This is a genomic window from Nonomuraea sp. WAC 01424 (assembly GCF_003947315.1).
GTDB classification, from domain to species: domain Bacteria; phylum Actinomycetota; class Actinomycetes; order Streptosporangiales; family Streptosporangiaceae; genus Nonomuraea; species Nonomuraea spiralis.
Genome location: NZ_QHHZ01000020.1, coordinates 17029 through 42344, shown reverse-complemented (window position 1 = coordinate 42344; position 25316 = coordinate 17029). Strand labels below are relative to the sequence as shown.

Below are 25316 nucleotides of genomic sequence, written 5' to 3'. Positions count from 1 at the left end.
CGTGACCGTCGACGACACCCGTGCAAAGCCGCGCTCCGGCGTGGAAGACGTCTGGCCCCTTTCACCGCTTCAGGAGGGGATGCTCTATCACACCGTCCTGGACCAGGACGGGCCGGACACCTACACCGTGCAGTCCGTCTACGGCATCGACGGCCCGCTGGACGCCGCCCGGCTGAGGGCGTCGTGGCAGGCTCTCGTGGACCGGCACGCCGCGCTGCGGGCCTGTTTCCGCTACGTCAGCGGCGCCCAGATGGTGCAGGTCATCTTGCGGGACGTCGAGCTGCCGTGGCGCGAGACGGATCTGTCCGGGCTGCCGGACGACCTCGCCGACGGCGAGGTGAGCCGGCTGGCGGCCGACGAGGCGGCCGAGCGCTTCCGCCTTGAGACGGCGCCGCTGCTGAAACTGCACCTGATCCGGCTCGGCCCGGAACGCCACCGGCTCGTGCACACCCTGCACCACGTGCTGACGGACGGCTGGTCGATGCCGATCCTGCACCGCGAACTCGCGGAGATCTACGCGGCCGGCGGGGACGCCTCCGGCCTGCCGGCCACGGCCTCCTACCGGGACTACCTCGCCTGGCTGGGCCGGCAGGACAAGGAGGCGGCCCGCGCGGCCTGGCGGGCCGAGCTCGCCGGACTGGACACCCCCACCACGGTCGCCCCGGCCGATCCGGGCCGCGTACCGGACATCGACACGGTGATGACCGAGCTGTCCGAGGAGCTGACGGACGATCTGGCCCGGCTGGCGCGTGGCCACGACCTCACGCTGAACACCGTCGTGCAGGGCGCGTGGGCGGTCGTGTTGTCGCAACTCGCCGGCCGTACCGACGTGGTGTTCGGCGCGACCGCCTCCGGGCGGCCGGCCGAGCTGGCCGGGGTGGAGTCGATGGTCGGCCAGCTGCTCAACACCCTGCCGGTACGGGTCCGGCTCGACGGCGGGCGGCGGGTCGTCGACCTGTTCGCCGAGCTCCAGCGCGACCAGTCGGCCCTCATGGCCCACCAGCACCTCGGCCTCCAGGACGTGCGGACCGCCGCCGGGCCGGGCGCGGTCTTCGACACGCTCGTCATCTACGAGAACTTCCCCCGTACGGGACTCGACGGGCCCGGCGACGGCGGCCTGACCCTGCGCCCGGTGCAGAAGGGCAGCAACGCCTCGCACTACCCGTTCACCCTGATCACCGGGCCCGGCGAGCGGATGCCGGTCATCCTCGACTACGAGCGCGGCCTGTTCGACCGGGCGGTCGCCGAATCGGTCCTGGGCGCGTTCGTCCGCGTGCTGGAGCGGCTGGTCGCCGAGCCCGGCGTCCTCGTCGGCCGGCTGACGCTGCTGAGCGAGAGCGAGCGCGCCTCGGTCGTGGACGACTGGAACGCGACCGCGGGCCCGGTCGCCGGGGCGTCCGTGGTCGGGCTCTTCGAGCGGCAGGCCGCCGCCACGCCGGACGCGGTGGCGATCACCGACGCCGGCGGCGCGGACCTGACCTACGCCGAGCTCGACCGGGCCTCGAACCGGCTGGCGGGTTACCTCGCCGGTCGCGGCGTGCGCCGCGGCGACCGCGTCGGCGTGGCCATGGACAGGTCGGCGGACCTGCTGGTCGTGTTCCTGGCGATCTGGAAGGCCGGCGCGGCGTACGTCCCGGTGGACGTCGGCCACCCGGCCGAGCGGATCGCGTTCACGCTGGCCGACTCCGGGGTCTCGGCCGTCGTCTGCACGCTGGCCACCGCCGCGGCCGTGCCGCGGGACACGATCGTCCTGGACGCGCCGGAGACGCGCAGGGCCGTCGAGGCGTGTGCCGCCACGGCGCCGCAGAGCCGTCCTGGCGCCGACGACCTGGCGTACGTCATGTACACCTCGGGGTCCACCGGCGTGCCGAAGGGCGTGGCCGTCCCGCACGGCGCGGTGGCCGGGCTGGCGGGCGACGCGGGGTGGCGGATCGGCCCGGGCGACGGCGTGCTGATGCACGCGACGCACGTCTTCGACCCCTCGCTGTACGAGATCTGGGTGCCGCTCTCCACGGGCGGCCGGGTCCTGCTCGCCGAGCCGGGAGTGGTGGACGCGGGCGGCGTACGCCGGGCCGTCGAACGCGGCGCGACCGCCGTCCACCTCACCGCGGGCGCCTTCCGCGCGCTGGCAGAGGCGTCCCCGGACTGCTTCGCGGGCCTGGCCGAGATCGGGACCGGCGGCGACGTCGTCCCCGCGCACACCGTGGAGAACCTGCGGCGGGCCCAGCCCGGCGTACGGGTGCGGAACACCTACGGGCCGACCGAGACCACCCTGTGCGCCACGTGGAAGCCCATCGAGTCAGGTGACGAGCTCGGCCGGGAGCTGCCGATCGGCCGTCCCATGACGAACCGCGCGATCTACCTCCTCGACGCCTTCCTGCGGCCGGTCCCGCCGGGGGTGGCCGGCGAGCTGTACATCGCCGGCACCGGGCTGGCCCGCGGCTACCTGTCCAGGCCGGACCTGACCGCCGAGCGGTTCGTGGCCTGCCCGTTCCGCCCCGGCGAACGCATGTACCGCACCGGCGACCTGGCGCGCTGGACCCGCGGCGGCGAGGTGGTGTTCCTCGGGCGGGCCGACGACCAGGTGAAGATCCGCGGGTTCCGGGTGGAGCTGGCCGAGGTGGAGGCCGTACTGGCGGCACAGCCGGGGGTGACCGAGGCCGTCGTCGTCGCGCGGGAGGACCAGCCGGGCGAGCGCCGCCTGGTGGGTTACGTCGTCACCGACGGCACCGAGGCCGACGTGGACGAGATCCGCCGCCGGATGGGCCTGGTCCTGCCCGCGTACATGGTTCCCGTGGCGGTGCTCGTACGGCCCGGACTGCCCGTCACGCCCAACGGCAAGGTGGACCGCCGGGCCCTGCCCGCTCCCGACTTCGCCGGACGCGCGTCGGAGACGGCGCCCGAGAGCGAGACCGAGAAGGTGTTGTGCGCGCTGTTCGCCGAGATCCTCGGCGTCGACCGGGTCGGCGTCGACGACGCCTTCCACGACCTGGGCGGCAGTTCGGCGCTGGCCATGCGGCTCATCGCGCGCATCCGCGAGGAGCTGGGCGCGGACCTGCCCATCCGGCAGCTGTTCTCCTCGCCCACGCCCGCGGGGGTCGCCCGGGTGCTGGCCGCGAAGTCGCGTCCCGCGCTGGAGGCCGTCCAGCGGCCGGACCGGGTGCCGCTCACCGCCCGGCAGCTGCGCGCCTGGCTGCTGGCCCGTCCCGGGGAGGTGAGCGCCGGTCTGCACGTGTCGGTCGCGTTGCGCCTGCGCGGCCGGTTGGACGTGCCCGCGCTGCGGGCCGCGCTCGGCGACGTCGCGGCCCGGCACGAGATACTCCGGACGACCTTCCCGGGACACGCGCAGAACGTCCACCAGCACGTCCACGACACCGCGGCCGTTTCGCTGACCCCGGTCCCGGCCGCCGAGGAGGACCTGCCCGCGTTGCTCGCCGAGCGGCGCGAGCGGCCCTTCGACCTCACCCGCGACCTGCCGTGGCGAGGCGACCTGTTCGAACTGTCGGAGAAGGAGTACGTGTTCTCGCTGACGGTGCACCGCATCGCCGCCGACGACGACTCGATGGACGTGTTCTTCCGTGACCTGGCCGCCGCGTACGGCGCGCGGCGCGCCGGCCGCGTCCCGGAGCGGGCGCCCCTGGCCCTGCAGTTCGCCGACTACGCGATCTGGGAGCGGCGGCTGCTCGACGCAGGGCGCGAGCAGGACAGCCTGGTCAACGACCAGCTCGTCTTCTGGCGGAACCACCTGACCGGCATCGACGGCGAGACGGTGCTCCCGTTCGACCACCCGCGCCCCGCCGTCCCGTCACGCCGGGCCGGCACGGTCGCCGTACGGCTGGACGCCGGCCCGCACGCCCGGCTGACGCAGGCGGTGGACACGGCCGGCGCGGACCCGCTCCAGGCGGTGCACGCCGCGCTCGCCATGCTGCTGGCCGCGTCCGGCGCGGACGCCGACCTGGTGATCGGCACGACGCTGCCGCGCGACGAGGACCTGATCGACCTGGAGCCGATGATCGGCCCGTTCGCCCGGCCGTTCCCGGTGCGTACGGACGTCTCGGCCGACCCGACCTTCCTGGAGGTCGTCGCCCGCGTGCAGGAGACCGTCCGGGAGGCGCGCCAGCACCTGGACGTGCCCTTCGAGAAGATCGTCGAGCTGCTGGACCTGCCCGCCTCGCTCTCCCGCCACCCCGTGTTCCAGGTGGGACTGGAGGTGAGCGAGGAGGACGCCGGCGCGTGGGACGCGGCGGAACTGCCCGCCCTGCGCACCGAGGCCGTACCCGGCGGGGACGAGGCCGTCGAGCTGGACCTGGCGTTCAGGCTCACCGAGCGCCGCGACGAGGACGACCACGAGGACGGCATCGAGGGCACCCTGCGCTACGCCGCCGACCTGTTCGACCGGGCCACGGCCGAGTCGCTGGCACGGCGGCTGGTGCGCGTCCTGGAACAGGTGGCCGAGGACCCCCACCGGCGCGTCAGCGACCTGGACCTCCTGCTGGACGACGCCGAACGCGAACGTCCGGCCGAGGCCCCCGCGGTGTGGTCCGGGCCCGTGCCCCCGGCGGTCGCCGGACTGGACGGCCCGCTCGGCGCGCTCGTGCTCGACGACCTGCTGCGTCCCGTCGTCCCCGGGGCAGTCGGAGAGCTCTACGTCACCGGCCCGGCCGTGGACGCGGGCCCGGCCGGCCAGGGGACGGCCTGTCCGTTCGGGCCCGAGGGACGCCGGATGTTGCGTACGGGCTCGCTCGCCCGCTGGTCCGCCTCCGGCGCGCTGACCGTGCTCGGCGAGCGGCGGCGGTCGAGCGCCGCGGCGCGGACCGGCGTGGGCGACTTCGTGCTGCTGCTGCCGCTGCGCCCCGGCGGTGACCGTCCGCCGCTGTTCTGCGTCCACGCGAGCGGGGGCCTGAGCTGGAACTACGGGCCGCTGCTGCGGCACCTCCCGTCGAACCAGCCGGTCTACGGAGTGCAGGCGCGCGGCCTGGCCCGTACCGAACCCCTGCCCGGCGGCGTCGAGGAGATGGCGGCCGACTACGTCGAGCAGATCCGCGCCGTGCAGCCGGCCGGGCCGTACCACCTTCTCGGCTGGTCGCTCGGCGGGCGGATCGCGCAGGCGATGGCCCGGTTGCTGGCGGCGGAGGGGGCGGAGGTCGGCCTGCTCGCCCTGCTCGACGCCTATCCCACGTACATGGGCAAGAAGGGGCGCGGCGACGGGCGCGACCAGGAGGCGCTGAACAAGCTGACCGAGCGGGACGTGGAGCTGGCCGCCGGACTCGTCCAGGGGGCCGGCGCCCGGTCGCGGCTGAAGGAGGTCATGCGGAACCTCTCCGACGTCGGGCCGCGGCACTCCGCCCAGAGCTTCGGCGGCGACATCCTGCTCCTCATCGCCGCGCGGGACCGTCCCCCGCATCTGCCCGTGGCGGACGCGAAGGACATCTGGAAGCCCCTGACCAGCGGGACCGTGGAGTCCCACGAGATCCCGGCCGACCACACCGAGATGATGCAGCCCGCGGCGCTGGCCCAGATCGGGGCCATCGTCGCCGACAAGCTCCGGCCCAGGCCGGAGCGGGAGAGGACACAACGATGACCAATCCGTTCGACAACGAGGACGGCAGCTTCTTCGTGCTGGTCAACGACGAGGGCCAGCATTCGCTCTGGCCCGCCTTCGCCGAGGTGCCGGCCGGCTGGACCCGCGTCCACGGCGAGGCCACCCGTCAGGAATGCCTCACGTACGTGGAGCAGAACTGGACGGACCTGCGGCCCAAGAGCCTCATCGCGGAAGCCGGCCGGTGAGCGACGACGTCCAGCCGCTCAAGGCGGGCAGTTGGACGAGTTCGGCATGGCCGGCCTGAGGCGAAAGGAACTGTGGCGTGTTCGAGGAGATCAACGTTGTCCTGGCCCTGGAGATCCACCAAAGGGAGCGATTCGATCCGGTGCCACAGCTCCTTTCCCTGATGGGCGAGGGCCCCATGACCGAGCTGGGCGCCGAGGAGTCCCCCGGCGGCCGGACCGCGTGGCTGGCCACCGGGTACGACGAGGTCCGGCAGGTTCTCGGCTCGGACAAGTTCAGCTCCCGGCTGCTCTTCGGCGGGACCGCGGCCGGCTTCACCTGGCCCGGCTTCCTCACGCAGTACGACCCGCCCGAGCACACGCGACTGCGCCGGACGGTGGCGCCCGCGTTCGCCGCCCGGCGGATGCAGCGCTTCCGGCCGCAGGTCGAGCGGATCGTCGAGGCCACCCTGGACGACATCGAGGCCGTCGGCGGCCCGGTGGACTTCGTCCCGCGCTTCGGCTGGTCCGTGGCGACGACGGCGACCTGCGACTTCCTCGGCGTTCCGCGTGACGACCAGGCCGACCTGTCGCGCAGCCTGCACGCCAGCCGCACCGAACGGACGGGCCGGCGGCGCGTGGCGGCGGGCAACAAGTTCATGACGTACATGCACCAGATCGCGGCCCGCGCGCGCCGCGATCCCGGTGACGACATGTTCGGCGTCGTGGTGCGCGAGCACGGCGACGAGATCACCGACGCCGAGCTGACGGGGGTGGCCGCGTTCGTCATGGGCGCGGGCGCCGACCAGGTGGCCCGCTTCCTCGCGGCGGGCGCGTGGCTGATGGCCGAGGCTCCCGAGCGGTTCGCCCCGCTCAGGGAGAAGCCGGACGCCGTCCCGGACTGGCTGGAGGAGATGGTGCGCTACCTCACCACCGACGAGAAGACCCACCCGCGCGTCGCGCTGGAGGACGTACGCGTCGGCGACCGCCTCGTCAGGGCGGGCGACACCGTCACGTGTTCCCTGCTGGCCGCCAACCGCCGGAACTTCCCGGGCCCGGAGGACCGGCTGGACCTCGCCCGGGAGCGGCCGCCGCATCTCGCGTTCGGGCACGGCATCCATCACTGTCTCGGCAGACCGCTGGCCGAGCTGGTGTTCCGGGTGGCGATCCCGGCCCTGGCGACCCGCTTTCCCACGCTGAGGATGGCCGAGCCGGACCGCGCGATCAGACTGGGGCCGCCGCCGTTCGCCGTGGAGGCCCTGCCGCTCGACTGGTAGCGCCGGAAGAGGAGGAAAACGATGGTGCTTCCCCTGCCGCATCAGCGGCTCGGGCTCGATCCGGTGCCGGAGTACGACGATCTGCGGAAGGACGGCCCGGTGCACGAGTACGACACCGAGCCGGGCATGGACGGCCGCAAGCAGTGGCTGGTCACCGGGTACGACGAGGTCCGGGAGATCCTCGCCGACCACGCCCGGTTCAGTTCGATGCGGCCGGTCGACGACGAGGCGGACCGGGCCCTGTTGCCGGGCATCCTCCAGGCCTACGACCCGCCCGATCACACCCGGCTGCGCAGGACCGTGGCCCCGGCGTACTCGGCCCGGCGGATGGAACGGCTGCGGCCCCGCATCGAGGAGATCGTCGAGGACTGCCTGGACGGCTTCGAGAGCGTGGGGTCGCCGGTCGACTTCGTCCGCCACGCCGCCTGGCCGATCCCCGCGCTCATCGCCTGCGAGTTCCTGGGTGTCCCGCGCGACGACCAGGCCGAGTTGTCGCGGATGATCCGGGACAGCCGGGAGAGCCGGCTCGCCAGGCAGCGCACCTCGTCGGGGCTGGGCGTCGTCAACTACACGCAGAGGCTGGCCGCCCGTAAACGCCGCGATCCCGGCGAAGGGATGATCGGCGTCATCGTGCGCGAGCACGGGGACGAGCTCACCGACGAGGAGCTGGCCGGGCTCGCCGAAGGAAACCTGATCATGGCGGCCGAGCAGATGGCCGCCCAGCTCGCGATCGCCGTGCTGCTCCTGGTCACCCATCCCGCCCAGATGGCGTTGCTCCGCGAGCGTCCCGAGCTCGTGGACGGCGCGGCCGAGGAGGTGATCCGCCACGCCTCGATCGTCGAGGCCCCGGCGCCCCGGGTCGCGCTCGCCGTCCTGCGCGTGGCCGGGCACGACATCCGTGCCGGCGAGGTCGTGACGTGTTCGCTCCTGGCCACCAACCGGGCGCGGGGGGAGCGGTTCGACATCACCCGGCAGAACGCCGGGCACCTGGCGTTCGGGCACGGCATCCACCACTGCGTCGGGGCGCCGCTGGCCAGGCTCCAGCTGCGGGTGGCGCTGCCGGCCGTGGTGCGCCGGTTCCCGGCGTTGCGGCTGGCGGTCCCGGAGGAGGACCTGCGGTTCAAGCCGGGCAGACCGGCGCCCTTCGCGGTGGAGGAGCTTCCCCTTGAGTGGTGACGACTCGCGGCCGATCCACATCCGCCGCCAGGGCTTCGACCCGGCGGACGAACTGCGCGCCGCCGGACCATTGAGGAAGATCTCCATCGGCTCCGGCGCGGAGGCCACCTCCACCTGGCTGGCCGCCGGGCACGCCGTCGTACGGCAGGTGCTCGGCGACCACCGACGGTTCAGCACCCGGCGCCGCATAGACCGGCGGGACGAGGTCGGCGGGAAGGGCCTGTTCCGGCCGCGCGAGCTGGTCGGCAACCTGATGGACTACGACCCGCCCGAGCACACCCGGCTCCGGCAGTTGCTGACCCCGGGATTCACCCAGCACCGGATGCGGCGCATGGCCCCGGCCGTCGAACAGATCGTGACGGAACGTCTCGACGCCATGGCGCTGGCCGGATCCCCCGCGGACCTGGTCGAGCTGTCCGCCGACGAGGTGCCCGGGGCCGTGTTGTGCGAGCTGATCGGGGTGCCCAGGGACGACCGCGCCATGTTCCTGCGGCTGTGTCACCGGCATCTCGACGCCTCGCTGAGCGGACGGCAGCGGGCCTCCGCCGGCGAGGCGTTCTCCCGCTACCTCGTCGCCATGGTGGCCAGGGAACGCAAGGACCCGGGCGAAGGGCTCATCGGAACGGTCGTCGCCGAGCACGGCGACACGATCACGGACGAGGAGCTGCGGGGCGTCTGCGTGACCATGGTCCTGGCCGGGGACGACAACGTCTCCGGCATGCTCGGGCTGGGCGTGCTGGCGCTGCTGCGCCACCCCGAGCAGATCTCCGCGTTGCGGGGCGACGACCAGGCGGCGGACCGGGTGGTGGAGGAGCTGCTCAGGTACCTGACGGTCCCGTACGCGCCGACACCCCGCAACGCCATGGAGGACGTCGTCGTCGCGGGCCAGGTGATCAAGGAGGGGGAGACCGTCCTGTGCTCGCTCCCCATGGCCAACCGCGATCCCGTTCTGCTGTCCGGCGCGGACCGCCTCGACGTCACACGCCAGCCCGTCCCGCACGTCGCGTTCGGGCACGGCGTCCACCACTGCCTGGGGTCCGCGCTGGTCCACCGCGACCTCAAGACGGCCCTCACCGCCCTGTGGCGGCGTTTCCCCACGCTGAGGCTGGCCGATCCCGCCCAGGAGACCATGTTCAGGACGAGCACCCCCGCGTACGGGCTGAGCAGCCTGATGGTCGCCTGGTGAGCACGCCCGGCGGCCGCGGATGGACGCCTTGAGGCCCTGAGGAAGATGGCGCACGATGGTGAGCTGTCACCGCCACATCGGCGCCTGTGCGGGACGTTCGTCCCGGCGGATCGGCCGCCCGTTCCCGGCGTCGCGCGGGCCCTTCCCTTTCGCGAAGAGGCCGGACGAGGCAACGGCGGAGATCGAGTGACGACTTGTCGTGTCGCGCGTTTCCAGACAATCGATCGATAGGTGGTGGAGATGTCGGTGGAAGAGTTCGACGTGGTGGTGGCGGGAGGCGGCCCGTCCGGCTCGACCGTGGCCGCGCTGGTGGCCATGCAGGGGCATCGTGTGCTGCTGGTGGAGAAGGAGGTCTTCCCCCGCTACCAGATCGGCGAGTCGCTGCTGCCCTCCACGGTCCACGGCGTGTGCCGGATGCTCGGCGTCGCGGACGAGCTGGCGGCGGCCGGTTTCCCGGTGAAGCGGGGCGGCACGTTCCGCTGGGGCGCCCGCCCTGAGCCGTGGACGTTCTCCTTCGCCGTCTCCCCCCGGATGACCGGCCCGACGTCGTTCGCCTACCAGGTGGAACGGGCGCGCTTCGACGAGATCCTGCTGAACAACGCCAAACGTAAGGGCGTCGAGGTGCGCGAGGGCTGCTCGGTCACCGGCGTCGTCGAAGAGGGCGAGCGCGTCACCGGACTGCGGTACACCGACCCCGACGGCGGCGCGCACGAGGTGCGCGCCCGGTTCGTGATCGACGCCTCGGGCAACAAGAGCCGGCTGTACTCCAACGTCGGCGGCAGCCGGAACTATTCGGAGTTCTTCCGCAACGTGGCGCTGTTCGGCTACTTCGAGAACGGAAAACGGCTGCCGGAGCCGTACTCGGGCAACATCCTGAGCGTCGCCTTCGACAGCGGCTGGTTCTGGTACATCCCGCTGAGCGACACGCTGACCAGCGTCGGCGCGGTGGTACGCCGCGACATGGCGGAGAAGATCCAGGGCGACCGGGAGAAGGCGTACGACGCGCTGATCGCCGAATGCCCGCTGATCTCCGAATACCTCTCGCAAGCACGCCGGGTGACCACCGGCCGGTACGGCGAACTGCGGGTGCGCAAGGACTACTCCTATCACCAGACCACTTTCTGGCGGCCGGGAATGGTGCTGGTCGGCGACGCCGCGTGCTTCGTGGACCCGGTGTTCTCCTCGGGCGTCCATCTGGCGACCTACAGCGGGTTGCTCGCGGCCCGTTCGCTCAACAGCGTGCTCGCCGGCGACCTGGACGAGAAGACCGCCCTGACCGAGTTCGAGGCCCGGTACCGCCGCGAGTACGGCGTGTTCTACGAGTTCCTCGTCTCCTTCTACGAGATGAACGTGAACGAGGAGTCGTACTTCTGGCACGCCAAGAAGGTCACGAACAACGAGCACACCGAGCTGGAGTCGTTCGTGGAGCTGATCGGCGGGGTGTCGTCCGGGGAGGCGGCGCTGACGGCGTCGGGCCGGATCGCCGAGCGCAGCGCCGAGTTCGCCGCGGCGGTGGACCGGATGGCCGGCAGCGACGACGGTGACATGGTGCCGCTGTTCAAGTCGCAGGTGGTCAAGCAGGTGATGCTGGAGGGCGGCCAGGTGCAGCTGAGGGCCGCGCTCGGCGAGGGGGCCGAGCCCGAGGAGCCGCTGTTCCCCGGCGGGCTGGTGACCTCGCCCGACGGCATGAAATGGCTGCCCTACCGTCCCGCGTAAGGCTCTCCCGGGCGGCGCGGCCCGCCCGACCGGTCACCGTTGCGAAGGGGTTCCACTCGGCATGGATCACGGCATCGACGAGGTCGCACCCGGCGTGGAGCCGACGGCGAACTACATGAGAAGAACACACTGCGATCCGCACGAGGACATGTTCGCCCTCAGGAAGCACGGCGGGCTGGTCCGGATCGTCGGGAACGCGGCCACGCAGATGGGCGCCGGCCACGTCTGGCAGGCCATGGGCTACCACGTCGTGCGCAGGATACTCGGCGACCACGAGAACTTCTCGACGCGGCGCCGGCTGACCGACGCGGAGCCGATCAGCGGCGAAGGGGTGCCCATCCCGCAGGAGCTCGTCGGGCAGATCTCGACCTACGACCCGCCCGAGCACACCCGCCTGCGGCGGATGTTGACGCCGGAGTTCACCGTCCAGCGGATCCGCCGGCTGGAACCCGCGATCCAAGAACTCATCGACGACCGCCTCGACGCGCTGGAGGCCGAGGGACCGCCCGCGGACGTCCAGGGGCTGTTCGCCGACCCGGTCGGCGGAGGCGTCCTGTGCGAGCTGCTCGGCATCCCGCGCGACGACCGGAACGAGTTCATGCGGCGCGTCCGGCAGAACGTCGACCTCAGCCGCCGGTTCAAGGCCAGGGCGGCCGACAGCGCCGCGTTCAACCGGTACCTGAACAGCCTCATCACCCGGCAGCGGCAGGACCCCGACGAGGGGTTCATCGGCATGCTCGTCCGGCGACACGGCGCGGAGATCACGGACGAGGAGCTGAAGGGCGTCTGCATCGCGCTGCTCCTCGGCGGTGTCGAGACCGTCGCGGGGATGATCGGGTTCGGCGTCCTCGCGCTCTTCGAGCAGCCCGGCCAGAGGCGGCTGCTCCTCGCCGGCCGCGAGGAGGCGGACCGCGTGGTCGCCGAACTGGTGCGTTACCTGTCGGCCGTGCAGCAGCCGACTCCGCGGATGGCCGTCAGGGACGTGGTCGTCGACGGACAGCTGATCAGGGCGGGGGAGAACGTCCTGTGCTCGCTGCTCATGGCCAACCGGGACGAGGCGCTGACGCCGGATCCCAACGTCCTCGACGCGAACCGCGCCCCGGTCCCGCACCTCGGATTCGGGCACGGCATCCACTACTGCGTCGGCGCGGCGGTGGCGAGGGCGGTGCTGCGCATGGCCTACCAGTCCCTGTGGCGGCGCTTCCCCGGGCTGCGCCTGGCCGTGCCCGTCGAGGACGTGAAGTTCCGGAACGCGTTCATCGACAGCCCCGATCAGTTGCCGGTCACCTGGTAGCCGGCGGCAGACGTCCTGTTCGACGGCTCATGTGAGGGATGGTGGGAGATGTCGGTGGAAGAGTTCGACGTGGTGGTGGCGGGAGGCGGCCCGGCCGGGTCGACCGTGGCCGCGCTGGTGGCCATGCGAGGGCATCGTGTGCTGCTGGTGGAGAGGGAGGTCTTCCCCCGCTACCAGGTCGGCGAGTCGCTGCTGCCGTCCACGGTCCACGGCGTGTGCCGGATGCTCGGCGTCACGGACGAGCTGGCGGCGGCCGACTTCCGGGTGAAGCGGGGCGGCACGTTCCGCTGGGGCGCCCGCCCTGAGCCGTGGACGTTCTCCTACGCCGCCTCCGCCCGGCTGACCGGCCCGGCCTCGTTCGCCTACCAGGTGGAACGGGCGCGCTTCGACGAGATCCTGCTGAACAACGCCAAACGCAAGGGCGTCGAGGTGCGCGAGGGCTGCCCGGTCACCGGCGTCGTCGAAGAGGACGGACGGGTCACGGGGTTGCGGTACACCGGCCCCGACGGCGGTGACCACGAGGTGCGCGCCCGGTTCGTGATCGACGCCGCGGGCCACGAGAGCGGCCTGTCCGCCGGCGGCACGCGGAAGCACTCCGACGTCTTCCCCGGGGTGGCGCTGTTCGGCTACTTCGGCGCCGGCAAACGGCTCCCGGACCCCCACTCGGGCAACATCCTGACCGTCGCCTTCGACAGCGGCTGGTTCTGGTACGTCCCGCTGACCGGCGGGCTGACCAGCGTCGGCGTGGTGGTGCGCCGGGACCTGGCGGCGAAGGTCGAGGGCGACCGGGAGAAGGCGTTCAGGGCGTTGATCGACGAATGCCCGCCGATCGCGGAGCTGCTGTCGGAGGCCATGCGCGTGACGGCCGGCAAGTACGGGAAGTTGCGGATCCGCGAGGACTACTCCTATCACCAGAGCACTTTCTGGCGGCCGGGGATGATGCTGGTCGGCGACGCCGCGTGTTCCATGGACCCGGTGTTCTCCTCCGGGGTGCACCTGGCGACCTACGGCGGGTTGCTCGCGGCCCGTTCGATCAACAGCGTGCTCGCCGGCGACCTGGACGAGAAGACCGCCCTGACGGAGTTCGAGGCGAGATACCGCCGCGAGTACGAGGTGTTCCGCGAATTCCTCACGTCCTTCTACGAGATGGACGCGAACGAGGAGTCGTATTTCCGGCACGCCAAGAAGGTCACCGACAACGAGCACTCCGAGCTGGAGTCGTTCGCCGACCTGGTCGGCGGGGTGTCGTCCGGCGAGGCGGCGCTGACGGCGCCGGACGGGCCGGACGCCGCGCCCGAGACGCCGCTGTTGGCGGGCGGGCCGGCGGCCTCGCCCGACGGGATGACCTGGATGCCCCACCACCCGGCCTGACGGACGGCCCATTCGCCGATGGCCGTGGCACCGCCGTGGCCGGCCCGAACGAACGAGAGGATGCTCGATGAACGGGATCTGCTGGATCGCCTCCTACCCCAAGGCGGGGAACCACTGGCTCAGGTGCATGCTGACGTCGTACATGACGGGTGCGCCGGTGGAGACGTGGCCGGGTATCCAGGCCGGGGTGCCGCACCTCGAAGGGCTGCTGCGGGACGGCGAGGCGCCCGCCGTCGATCCGGACGGCCCGGTGCTGGTGGCGACGCATCTCACCGCCGACCGTCCGGTGTTGCGGTTCTACCGTGAATCGACGGTCAAGGTCGTCTGCCTCATCCGCAATCCCCGCGACACGATGCTCAGCCTGATGCGGATGAAGGGGATCTCGCCGGAGGACCTGGAGGCCGGCCGGAAGGTCGCTACGGAGTTCATCGCGGACGAGGGCTTCGGGTCCGTACGCATCTGGGCGGGCGAGGGGTCGTGGCCGGAGAACATCCGTAGCTGGACGGAGAGGGTGAAGGAGAGTTTCCCGCGGGCGGCCGTCCTGCCGGTGCGGTACGAGGACCTGCGTACCGATCCGGAGGCGGAGTTGTGGAACGTGGTGAAGTTCCTGGAGCTGGGCGGCCCGGAGAAGGTGGCCGACGCCGTGGCGAACTGCACGCTGGAGCGGATGCGGGAGATGGAGGAACGCAGCAAGCGGCTCGGCCTGCCGACGACCGGGGTGATGACTCGCGAGGGCAAGCGGTTGCCGTTCGTGGGCGAGGGCGGGCAGCGGAAGTCGCTGAGTTTCCTGGGCGACGACATCGAGAAGGCGTACCAGGACCTCATCCACGGCGAGTCCGACTTCGCCTACTACGCCAACCTGTACGGCTACGCGGAATGACTCCCGTCGGGTGATCGAGCACGGCCGGAGCCTACGGAACAGGGGATGCGAGATGCGGGTGTTGTTGTCGTCGCGCGGAAGCCGCGGAGACGTCGAACCGCTGGTGGCACTGGCGGTGCGGTTACGGGCACTCGGCGCGGAGGCGATCGTGTGCGCGCCGCCGGACCACGCCGAGCGGCTGGCCGAGGCCGGCGTGCAGGTGGCGCCGGTCGGCCGGCCGGAACGCGAGCCGGCGGCCGGGTCGGCGCCGCCGTCGCCAGGGAACGCGCCGCGCTACGCGGCCGAGGTGATCGCGGCGCAGTTCGACGAGGTTCCGGCGGTCGCCGAGGGGTGCGACGCGGTGGTGGCGACCGGCGTGTTGTCCGTCGCGGTCGGCGTGCGGTCGGTGGCCGAGAAGCTGGGCATCCCCTACTTCTACGCCGCCTACTGCCCGATCTATCTGCCGTCGCCCCACTACCCGCCGCCGCCGCCCCTGGGCGGGTGGCCCGTCCAGGACACGGCCGACAACCGGGCGTTGTGGGACCGGAACAACCAGGGGGCCCACCGGCGGTTCGGTGAGGCGCTCAACACCCGGCGGGCCTCGATCGGCCTGCCGCCGGTCGAGGACATCTACGCCTACGCCTTCACCGGCCACCCCTGGCTGGCGGCGGACCCGGTCCTGGCCCCGCTGCAGCCGACGGACCTCGACGTCGTGCAGACCGGCGCGTGGATCCTGCCCGACGAACGGCCGCTCTCGCCCGAGCTGGAGGCGTTCCTGGACGCCGGCCCGCCGCCGGTGTACGTGGGCTTCGGCAGCGGCCCCGCACGCGTCGACGCCGCCCGGGTGGCCGTCGAGGCGATCCGGGCGCAGGGCCGCCGGGTGCTGCTCGCCCGCGGCTGGGCCGGCCTGGCCCCGATCGACGACCGGGGCGACTGCTTCGCCCTCGGCGAGGTGAACCATCAGGCGCTGTTCCGCCGGGTGGCCGCCGTCGTCCACGGTGGCGGCGCGGGCACGACCACCACGGCCGCCCGGGCCGGCGCGCCCCAGGTCGTGGTGCCTCAGATGACGGACCAGCCGTACTTCGCCGAGCGGGTGGCGTACCTGGGCGTCGGGGCGGCGCACGACGGCCCGGACCCGACCTTCGACTCCCTGTCGGCCGCGCTCGCGACGGCCCTGGACCCCGAAACCCGCGCACGAGCGACCGCCGTGGCCGGCACGATCCGCGCCGACGGCGCGACCGTGGCCGCGGAACTGCTGCTCGACGTGGCCGGCCGGGGAACACCGGCTGTTTCCGGCACCTCCGCCACGCCGTAGGACCCACTGAGAACGATCACGGCGCAGGAGACAGGGAGAGAGTGGCGATGGATTCCAAGACCGTAAGCAGTGAGCTGAAGCTGGGGGAGATGGGCACGGCGTGGCTCTCCGGGCTCGACGAGCTCGGCCCCCCTCCCGAGCCGGTACGGCTGCCGCGCGGCGACGAGGCGCATGATCTCCTGCGGCGGTTGCAGGTGCCCGAGCTGGACGCCAAGGAGATCGTGGAGGCCGCCCCCGACCCGGATCGCGACCCGGTCCTGTGGTGGCTGCTGGAGCGGGCCCACCACGAGATCGTCCGGCACATGGGCGACTTCGGGGCGAAGCTGCGCGGCGGGCCGCCCCTGCCGTACGAGGGCGGCGCCACCGCGCGCTACTTCCACGTGTACGTCTTCCTCGCGACGATCCCGGCGGTACGCCGTTTCCATGCGAGCCGGGACATCCCCGACGCGACCTCCTGGGAGACCCTGGCGCAACTGGGGGAGATGGTCGCCGTCCACCGCCGCAAGTACGGCGAGGGCGGCATGAACTCGCAGTGGTGGCTCACCTATCACCTGCGCGGCATCGTCTACCGGCTCGGCCGCCTGGAGTTCAGCCTGGCCACCGGCGGCGACGGAACACCCCTGCTCGGCATGCACATCCCCGAGACGGGCGGACCGCTGCTGCCCGACGTGTACGGGGACTCGATGCGTCGTGCCCGCCCGTTCTTCGACCGGCACTTCCCCGAGCACGGCGCCCGGGCGGCGACCGGCACGTCGTGGCTGCTCGATCCGCAACTGGCGGAGTACCTCACCGACAAGTCCCACATCATGCAGCTCAGACGGGACTGGACGCTCACCGAGGCCGAGCCCAGGGACGGGGACGACTCGATCCTTGAGTTCGTGTTCCGCTACAACGGCCAGCCGCTGGACGAGCTGCCGCAGCGCTCCTCGCTGGAGAGGGCGGTGGTCGCCCACCTGAAGGCGGGGCGGCACTGGCAGGAGTGGACCGGCCGCATCGAGCTCCCGTAGGGGGTGCGGGCAGGCCGGTGACGAGCGCGTCCGCCCGCCGCCTTCGTACGGCGGCGGTGTTCGCCGTGGTGGGTCCCGCCCCGGCACGGCACGGGCGGGACCTCCGCGATCCCGGGGCCAGAGCCTCGCGCGCCCGAGCACGAACACGCCGGCGTGCCTCCGCGCCCGAGCACGTACGCGCCGGCCTGCCTCCGCGCCCGAGCCCGCGCGCGGCGGTGGCCGGCGGCGGGCCTGTCCAGACCGCCCCCGTTGCAACGGGACAACGCCGTCACCAAACTGATCGATATGCTGCAAAATCCTGACCAGGCCCGGTTGCTGGCAATATCCCCGCATTTAGACGACGCGGTCCTTTCCGTCGGAGCCGGCCTGGCTCAAGCGGCGCAGGACGGCGCGGAGGTGACCGTGTTCACGGTCTTCGCCGGAATCGCGGAACCGCCTTTCTCCTCGGTGGCGGCGGAATTCCACGCGAGCTGGGGGCTCTCCCCGGATCAGAACGCCCCGCAATATCGCCGGAGCGAGGACATCGCCGCTCTCGACCATCTGGGCGTGAATCACCGGCACGGCCGATTCCTCGACGCCATTTATCGCAGGTCGCCGGACGGCCGGTGGCTGGTGGACCGCGGTGAAAGGCCCGTGGTCCACCCGCAGCCGCCGGACAGCAACAATGAACTCGTTTCCGCGGCCAAGGACGACATCAAATCGCTCATCGAGGAATACGATCCGACCTTGCTCGTCACGTGCGTGGCCGTCGGCAATCACGTGGACCACGAGATCACCCGGGACGCCGCGCTCCTCGCCGCGGAGGAGACGGGCGTCCCGATCAGGTTGTGGCAGGACCTTCCCTACGCCGCGGACATGTCAAGCATGCCCGACCTGCCGAACGGCCTCCAGCTCGGCCCTCCCGTCCTCGGTTTCGTCGAGGAAGAGGCGCGGGAGCGGAAGTTCCAGGCGGTGAAGCACTACGCGTCGCAGTTGCCGATGCTCAACGGCGGCAGGCGGGACCTGTTCACCAAACTGGATGAGCTCGCCCGGAAGATGTCACCGGACGGCAGGTACAGCGAGACGACCTGGCCGGTCATCCGCCCCGAATAACCATTCGCTGATCGGCGCAGAAACGAATTCTCCGGGCGGGCCGGGGCGTCATCCTGGACGTTGGACACGATTCGGGACGACTGCGATCGTGGTGGCAGCAGTCATTCGATCGTGAGGAGCGGAAGTGACCGAGGAACGCCTCTTTCTCCGGCCCAACGCCATTGTCGAGCCTTTGGTGGACAGCTTTTACGCCTCGCTGTACATGACGGCTCCTGTGCCGGCCACCATGAATCTCGCTTTCCGCCAGATTCCGCTGCTGGACTCTTATCTGCTGGCCCCGGACCTGCATTACTCGGGCAGCCGTAACCCGAAGTTCCGCGGCGGATTCTTCGTCGGCGTCGAGGAGCGTCGGAAGGACGAGGTCGAGGCGCTGCTCGCCGCCATCCGGCGGGACCGTGCGGACCTGATCCGGTTCGCCGAGGCGATCGCCGAGGCCGAGAAGATCGTCCGGGAGGGCGCGACCGGTTACGACCTCAGGCCGCTCTACCCGAAGCTGCCCCCCGAGCTGTCGGGCCTGGTGGAGATCGCCTACGACACCAACAACGAAGCCTCGCTGCACTTCCAGGAGCCGCTGGTCTACAAGAGCAAGGCGTACGCCGAGGAGCGCCAGTCGGTGCAGCTCTCGGTGGAGACGGGGATCGAACGGCCCTTCGTGATGAGCACCCCGCGGCTGTCCTCGCCCGACGTGCTCGAACTGCCCATCCCGTTCCGGCACCCGGGCCTGGAGGAGCTCTTCCTGTCCAGGATCCGGCCCACCACGCCGGCCGCGCTGCGTGAGGCCCTGGAGCTCGGCGACGCGGAGGCGGCCCGGCTCTCCGGCCTGCTGGTCCCGGAGCCGGCGCTCGCCGCCGACCGCCACGTCGCGGCCGGGGCCCGGATCCGTTACTGGGGGCACGCCTGCCTGCTCATGCAGACGCCGGAGGTGTCCGTCATGACGGATCCGTTCATCAGCGCGGACACCGGCGCGACCGGCCGGTACACCTACAACGACCTGCCCGACCACCTCGACTACGTGCTCATCACCCACGGGCATTCCGACCATCTCGTGCCCGAGACCCTGCTGCAACTGCGCGGCCGGGTGGGCACGTTCGTGGTGCCGCGAACCTCGCGCGGCAACCTGTGCGACCCCTCGCTGGCGCTCTACCTCAAGAGCTTCGGGCTGCCCGCCGTCGAGGTGGACGACTTCGACGAGATCACGTTCCCCGGCGGGAAGATCGTCGCGACTCCGTTCTTCGGTGAGCACGCCGATCTCGACATCCGCGCCAAGGCGACGTACTGGATCAGCCTCGGCGGGAAGTCGATCTACGTGGGCGCGGACTCCTCCGGCCTCGACCCGATGCTCTATCGCTACGTCCGCCGGCATCTCGGCACGGTCGACATCGCCTTCCTCGGCATGGAGTGCGACGGCGCCCCGCTGAACTGGCAGTACCAGCCGCTCCTCACCAACCCGATCCCGAAGAAGATGAGCGACAGCCGCAAGATGTCCGGCTCCAACGCGGAACAGGCGAGCGCGATCGTCACCGAGCTGGGCGCCGAAGAGGTGTACGTCTACGCCATGGGCGAGGAGAGCTGGCTCGGCCACGTCATGGCCACCAGCTACAACGAGGACTCCTACCAGCTCCAGCAGATCGCCGAGTTCGAGGAGTGGTGCTCGAACAAGGGCGTGAAGTCCGGCCACCTGCTCGACCAGCACGAATGGCACTGGTCGCAGCCCTGAGCCGCACCCCTGAGACGCGACCGCCGACCGGCCGCCGCGGGCGTCCACGCCGAGCCGGTGCCCTGGTTTAAAACATCGCACTCGAAGTCGCGAATTCCAGCAGCCCGCCAACAAGGGCAAGGAGTATTCGTGGCATCGAATTCGGCGTGCCGTACGGAAACCGCCAGGGATGCCCGGCTCCGGGTGTACGGTCCGCGCCCGGACGAGAGCACGGGGAATTTCGGGGCGTCGTCCATTTACCGGCCGTGGCGGAGAGAGATACCCGCGAAGTAGTTTGGTCTTATGAGTGATCAAATAGCGCGCGGCTCGGCGTGGACCGCCCGCGCGGACGTTCTGCTGGCCGCGGCGGGCGAAAGAGGCGTTCTGTGCGACATCTATGACGAGGAAGCCGCCGATATTTATCACGACTTGATGCAGGGCGGCACCTCGCAGGCACGGGAATTCACCACTCGCATTCCCGCCGGATCCGGGCCGATTCTGGAGCTCGCCGCCGGGTCGGGCCGGCTCACGTTCCCGCTCCTGGCCCTCGGCAGGAAGGTGACCGCCCTTGAGCTGTCGCCCGCGATGCTCGCCATTCTCCGCAGGCGGTTGGACGACGCTCCGGCGCGCCTTCGCGACCTGTGCACCCTGGTCCAGGGCGACATGAGCGCCTTCACACTGGACCGGCGCTTCGACGTGGTGGTGCTCGACCAGTCGATCACGCTCCTGGACGGCGCCGACAGACCCGGCCTGTACGCGTGCGTCCGTGAGCACCTGGAGCCCGGCGGGCGGCTCCTGCTCACCATGGCCGACTCGGACGCCGCCAAGGCCAAGTCGGTGGAGCGTTTCCAAGAGGTCTCGGGCATGAGCGGGCGGCCGTACGTGCTGCACGAGAGGTTGTCCGCGGCGGATGAGGTGCGCGAACTCACCATCTGCCCCGCCGACGAGACGGCGGATCCGTTCGTCGTCTGCACGACCCGCATCAGGCTTCTCCAGGTGGACCTGATCGCCAGGGAGCTCGAACAGGCCGGATTCGAGGTGATCGCGCGGACCCCGCTCGCGTTCGCCGGGGCCCGCCACAACGACGTGTTCCTGCTGGAGGCGGCGCGTCCCTCGTGAGCGGCCCCCTCCGTGCTCCCGCCGCGGCCGGAGGCGGGCGCCGGCGGCCGGGCCGGTGACCCGGGAAGCCTCCGGCTGAGCACGAGGGCCGGGAAAGGGGCCGAGGACCTTCACGCCAACGACCGGGAGCAGCATGGACACCCACGCGATCAAGAGTCTGATGACCGAGGCCGTCAACCAGCTCACGGCCCCCGCCCGGCCGATCGAGGCGCGGCACACCCCCAGGCGGCACATCTACCACCGTCAGGTCCGCTTCTCCGACATCGACGCCCACGGCCACGTCAACAACGTGCGCTTCCTGGAGTACCTGGAGGACGCCCGGATCGCCCTCTTCCTCGACTACCTCGACTACGCGGGCGAACCGCCGGCGGACCGCCACGGCCTGCCGACGGTGGGGGCGGTGATCGCGCGGCACGAGGTCGACTACCGCAGGCCGCTCAGGTTCCGGCACGGGTCCGTACGGATCGAGTCGTGGGTGACCAAGGTCAACCGGGTCAGCTGCGAGCTGGCCGCGGAGATCCGTTCGGACGAGGAGGTGTTCGCCGAGGCATGCTCCACGGTCGTGGCCTTCGACCCGCAGACCGCCAAGCCGCGGCGCTTCACCGTGCACGAACGCGCGTTCCTGGCTCTCTACCTGCCCTGACACGGTCGCCGTCCGGGAGGAGGACGGGGGCCGCGGCCGGAAAGTGTTCCCGCGCCGCGGCCACAGTCGAGAAGGGGCGGCCCGGGTCAGGGGAGACGCGCGGTGACGAGCTCGGCGAGCCGGGAGACACCCTCCACGATCAGTTCCGGCGTCAGCAGGCTGATCGACAGCCGGATCTGGTTGAACCCGCCCTTGCCGCCATAGAAGTGATGCATCGGGGTGAACAGCACGCCGTGGTCGCGGGCGGCGCGTTCCAGCAAGGCGTCGTCCACGACGAAGGGGACCGTGACGGTGATGAAGAAGCCGCCCGTCGGCGCGTTCCAGGTGACGCCGGGGCAGGCGCCGAGCCGGCTGTCGAGCTCGCCCAGCGCGAGGCGGAGGTTGCGCTGGTAGACGGCTGTCTCCCGGGCGTTGGCCTTGGCCAGGCTGAAGTCGTTGAGCAGCAGCTTTCCGGCGATCACCGCCTGGGCGATGGGCGAGGTGTTCACCGTGAGCATGCCCTTGAGCTTCGAGAGCTGGTCGGCGAGCAGGCCGCCCTCGTCGATGTGCTGGTCCGCCACGACGTAGCCGACCCGGGCGCCGGGCATGCCGCTCTTGGCGAAGGAGCCGAGGTAGACCACGGTCGCCGACCGGTCGAGGGCCTTCAGCGTCGGCAGCCGGTCCTGCCCGAAGAGCCCGTACGCGTTGTCCTCCAGGAGCAGGATGCCGTGGGCCGCGGCGACCTCCAGGAGGCGGTGGCGGGCGGGCGGGTCCATGCTGGTGCCGGTGGGGTTGGCGAAGTTGGGCGTCACGTAGCAGGCCCGGACCCGCATGCCCTGATCCCGCGCGCGTTTCAGCTGGTGGACCAGGTCGTCGAGGTCGATACCGTGCTCGGTGGACCGGACCGGCCACACGGGCGTGTCGGTGAGCAGCGCCGCCCCCGTCAGGCCGACGTAGGTCGGGGCGGGGGCGAGCAGGATGTCCCGTTCGCCCGCCCGCAGCGCGCGGAGCACCAGGAAGATGCCCTCCTGGAAGCCCACGGTGACGACCACGGACTCGGGGGCGGCGTCGATGTTCTCGTCCTCGGCGAGGTTGCGGGCGACGAGGTCGGTGATGACGCCCTTCGTGGTGCCGTACTGGAAGAGCGTGCGGGTGACCGCCGCCTCGTCCAGCTTCCGGTCGTGCCGGAGATGGTCGCAGAAGGCCTCGATGTAGTCGTGGACGAGACGTACGTCGAAAAACTCCTCGTACGGGCGGCCGGCCGCCATGGAAATGGCATCGGGATATCTGTCGGTCACCTCGTTCAGCAGGTTCATCGACGCGATGGCGGGATCGGTGAGCGAGCCGTGCAGCGTTTCCATGCTTAATTGAGTGGACAGCACGTTTGAGTCCATGATTCCCAGGATTTCGGTACGCCGTCGAGGTGTCAAGTTCCGTGGGGTTGTCCGGACGGCCGGGCCGGGGTTGAATCCGCCGCGGCCCCGGGGTGTCAAATTCGAAACCGTTGACGCGAAATCGGCCCGGCGACAATTCTGTGGACAGGCATCGAGGCTATTTCACGGAGGCATATCTTGACTCCAAGATCGACCATGCAGGATTTCGGGATCGACTATGTGGAAATGTATGTGGGAAATCTCGAGGTGGCCGCGTTCGGCTGGGTGGACAAATATGCCTTCGCCGTGGCCGGGTCGGGCGGATCGGCGGAGCACCGGAGCATCGCGCTGCGGCAGGGGCCGATGACCCTGGTCCTCGCCGAACCCACGTCGGACCGCCATCCGGCGGCGGCCTACCTCCAGACGCACGGCGACGGCGTCGCCGACATCGCGCTGCGCACCTCGGACGTGGCCGCCGCCTTCGAGGCCGCGGTACGTGCGGGAGCCGAACCCGTCCGCGAGCCGGAGCGGCACGAGGAGGCGTACGGGCCGGTCGTCACGGCCACCATCGGCGGTTTCGGCGACGTCGTGCACACCCTCGTCCAGCGTGACGGGCCGCCCGCGGGGCTGCCCCCGGGCTTCACCGCCGCGCCGGCCGCCGACGACCACGACCCGGGAGACGTGGACCTGCTCGGGATCGATCACTTCGCGGTCTGCGTGGACGCGGGCGACCTCGGCCCCACGGTCGCGTACTACGAGCGGGCGCTCGGCTTCCGGCAGATCTTCGAGGAGCACATCGTGGTCGGCGCTCAGGCCATGAACTCCACCGTCGTGCAGGACGCGTCGGGAGCGGTCACCCTGACCCTGCTCGAACCCGACCGGCGCGCCGACCCCGGCCAGATCGACGAGTTCGTCAAGGACCACCACGGGCCGGGCGTCCAGCACATCGCCTTCAACAGCGACGACGCGGTCCGTACCGTACGGGAGCTGTCCCGGCGCGGGGTGGAGTTCCTGAAGACCCCGGCGACCTACTACGACCTGCTCGGTGAACGGATCACGCTGCGGACGCACACCCTGGACGACCTGCGGGCGACGAACCTGCTCGCCGACGAGGACCACGGCGGCCAGATGTTCCAGATCTTCACCGCCTCCACCCATCCGCGCCGCACCCTCTTCTTCGAGATCATCGAGCGGCAGGGGGCGGAGACCTTCGGCAGCTCCAACATCAAGGCCCTGTACGAGGCCGTGGAACTGGAACGGACCGGGCAGAGCGAGCTCGGCCCCGCCCGGCGATGACGCACGTCTGCCTGGCCGACCTCGAACGGGCCGCCCGGGACGTCCTCCCCGGCGAGATCTGGGACTTCCTCGCCGGGGGCAGCGGCTCCGAGGCGTCCCTGGCGGCCAACCGCACCGCGCTCGAGCGCGTCTTCGTGGTCCCCCGGGTGCTGCGCGACGTGGCCGCGGGCGGCACCGGGGCCGAGGTCCTGGGCCGGCGGGCCGCGCTGCCGATGGCGGTCGCGCCGGTCGCCTACCAGCGGCTGTTCCATCCGGAGGGCGAGCTCGCGGCGGCCCGCGCGGCCCGGGACGCCGGCGTGCCGTACGTGATCTGCACCCTGAGCAGCGTCCCGCTGGAGGAGGTCGCGGCGGTCGGCGGCCGGCCGTGGTTCCAGCTCTACTGGCTGCGCGACGAGAGACGCTGCCTGGAGCTCGTACGCCGCGCGGAGGACGCCGGGTGCGAGGCCGTCGTGTTCACCGTGGACGTGCCCTGGATGGGACGGCGGCTGCGGGACATGCGCAACGGCTTCGCGCTGCCGGAGCAGGTCACGGCGGCCAACTTCGCCGCCGGAGGGGCCGCGCACCGCCGGGCCCGAGGGGTCTCGGCCGTGGCGGACCACACCGCGCGCGAGTTCGCCCCGGCCACCTGGGAGTCCGTGGCGGCGGTCCGCGCGCGTACGGACCTGCCGGTGGTGCTCAAAGGCGTGCTCGCCGTCGAGGACGCCCGCCGGGCCGCCGAGGCGGGCGCAGACGGGATCGTGTTGTCCAACCACGGAGGCCGTCAGTTGGACGGAGCCGTGCCCGGGATCGAGATGCTGGGCGAGATCGCCGCCGCGGTCCCCGACGGTTGCGAGGTAATGGTGGACGGCGGGATCCGCAGCGGTGGGGACATCCTCAAGGCGGTCGCCCTGGGCGCGTCGGCCGTGCTGGTCGGGCGGCCCCTGATGTGGGGGCTGGCCGCGGCGGGCCAGGACGGCGCCCGGCAGGTCCTCGACCTGCTCGCCGCCGAACTCCGGGACGCGCTGGGCCTGGCGGGCTGCGACTCGCCGGCCGCGGCCCGCCTGCTGAGCACCAGGAGGCACGAGGGCGTCCGGTGCGGCTGACGCCCCGTACGCGATCCACGGCGGGCTCCCGATGACCCTGCGCGGCAGGCCCGGCCATCGGGTGTGCCTGTG

Annotated in this window: 18 protein-coding genes; 17 read left to right on the top strand and 1 reads right to left on the bottom strand. The window is 71.5% G+C overall.

What is annotated here, in order from left to right; all coding sequences use genetic code 11:
• Position 1 precedes the first annotated feature (1 nt).
• From DMB42_RS42825 to DMB42_RS42750, 15 genes are all read left to right on the top strand, one after another.
• The gene (locus DMB42_RS42825; protein ID WP_125645189.1) at positions 2-5581 is read left to right on the top strand and encodes a non-ribosomal peptide synthetase; all 5580 of its coding nucleotides are present in this window, start codon (positions 2-4) and stop codon (positions 5579-5581) included.
• A complete protein-coding gene (locus DMB42_RS42820; RefSeq protein WP_125645187.1) occupies positions 5578-5787 on the top strand; it encodes an MbtH family protein in 210 nt (69 codons plus the stop codon). The genes DMB42_RS42825 and DMB42_RS42820 overlap by 4 nt, the downstream gene beginning before the upstream one ends.
• Before the next feature lie 77 nt (positions 5788-5864).
• Positions 5865-7040 carry a cytochrome P450 gene (locus DMB42_RS42815; RefSeq protein ID WP_125645185.1) on the top strand — a complete coding sequence of 392 codons (1176 nt, stop codon included), beginning with the start codon at positions 5865-5867 and terminating at the stop codon, positions 7038-7040.
• 21 nt (positions 7041-7061) lie between these two features.
• Positions 7062-8216, top strand: a complete 1155-nt coding sequence (locus DMB42_RS42810; protein WP_125645183.1) for a cytochrome P450 — start codon at positions 7062-7064, stop codon at positions 8214-8216.
• Positions 8206-9402: a cytochrome P450 gene (locus tag DMB42_RS42805; RefSeq protein ID WP_125645182.1), complete on the top strand. Its 1197-nt coding sequence runs from the start codon at positions 8206-8208 to the stop codon at positions 9400-9402. Before DMB42_RS42810 ends, DMB42_RS42805 begins: the two co-directional genes overlap by 11 nt.
• A 240-nt stretch (positions 9403-9642) precedes the next feature.
• Positions 9643-11118 (top strand): tryptophan halogenase family protein, encoded by a 1476-nt coding sequence (locus tag DMB42_RS42800; protein WP_125645180.1) that lies wholly within the window; start codon positions 9643-9645, stop codon positions 11116-11118.
• A 61-nt stretch (positions 11119-11179) separates the two neighbouring features.
• The gene (locus tag DMB42_RS42795; protein ID WP_125645178.1) at positions 11180-12412 is read left to right on the top strand and encodes a cytochrome P450; all 1233 of its coding nucleotides are present in this window, start codon (positions 11180-11182) and stop codon (positions 12410-12412) included.
• A 48-nt stretch (positions 12413-12460) separates the two neighbouring features.
• Complete coding sequence (locus DMB42_RS42790; RefSeq protein ID WP_125645176.1) at positions 12461-13783, top strand: FAD-dependent oxidoreductase; 1323 nt, start codon at positions 12461-12463, stop codon at positions 13781-13783.
• Positions 13784-13850: 67 nt separating this feature from the next.
• Positions 13851-14663, top strand: coding sequence for a sulfotransferase domain-containing protein (locus tag DMB42_RS42785; protein WP_125645175.1), 813 nt, complete (start codon positions 13851-13853; stop codon positions 14661-14663).
• 52 nt (positions 14664-14715) lie between these two features.
• Positions 14716-15957: a glycosyltransferase gene (locus DMB42_RS42780; protein WP_125645173.1), complete on the top strand. Its 1242-nt coding sequence runs from the start codon at positions 14716-14718 to the stop codon at positions 15955-15957.
• A gap of 47 nt (positions 15958-16004) precedes the next feature.
• On the top strand, positions 16005-16964 hold the full coding sequence (locus tag DMB42_RS42775) for an acyltransferase domain-containing protein (RefSeq protein WP_125645171.1): 960 nt from the start codon (positions 16005-16007) through the stop codon (positions 16962-16964).
• Positions 16965-17213: 249 nt separating this feature from the next.
• Positions 17214-18056, top strand: a complete 843-nt coding sequence (locus DMB42_RS42765) for a PIG-L deacetylase family protein (RefSeq protein ID WP_260478283.1) — start codon at positions 17214-17216, stop codon at positions 18054-18056.
• Positions 18057-18180: 124 nt separating this feature from the next.
• Positions 18181-19773 carry an MBL fold metallo-hydrolase gene (locus DMB42_RS42760; RefSeq protein ID WP_125645169.1) on the top strand — a complete coding sequence of 531 codons (1593 nt, stop codon included), beginning with the start codon at positions 18181-18183 and terminating at the stop codon, positions 19771-19773.
• 282 nt (positions 19774-20055) lie between these two features.
• The gene (mpaM, locus tag DMB42_RS42755; protein WP_125645167.1) at positions 20056-20871 is read left to right on the top strand and encodes a daptide-type RiPP biosynthesis methyltransferase; all 816 of its coding nucleotides are present in this window, start codon (positions 20056-20058) and stop codon (positions 20869-20871) included.
• Between the two features lie 133 nt (positions 20872-21004).
• Entirely contained in the window at positions 21005-21514 is a 510-nt protein-coding gene (locus DMB42_RS42750; protein ID WP_260478282.1) for a thioesterase family protein, read from the top strand.
• 86 nt (positions 21515-21600) lie between these two features.
• Here the strand turns inward: DMB42_RS42750 and DMB42_RS42745 are convergent, their stop codons facing one another.
• Positions 21601-22854, bottom strand: coding sequence for a PLP-dependent aminotransferase family protein (locus DMB42_RS42745; protein WP_260478281.1), 1254 nt, complete (start codon positions 22852-22854; stop codon positions 21601-21603).
• A 228-nt stretch (positions 22855-23082) separates the two neighbouring features.
• Here DMB42_RS42745 and hppD point away from each other — a divergent pair, with 228 nt between their 5' ends.
• Positions 23083-24162, top strand: a complete 1080-nt coding sequence (gene hppD / locus DMB42_RS42740) for a 4-hydroxyphenylpyruvate dioxygenase (RefSeq protein WP_125645163.1) — start codon at positions 23083-23085, stop codon at positions 24160-24162.
• Positions 24159-25244, top strand: coding sequence for an alpha-hydroxy acid oxidase (locus DMB42_RS42735; protein WP_125645161.1), 1086 nt, complete (start codon positions 24159-24161; stop codon positions 25242-25244). The genes hppD and DMB42_RS42735 overlap by 4 nt, the downstream gene beginning before the upstream one ends.
• The last annotated feature ends 72 nt before the right edge of the window (positions 25245-25316 follow it).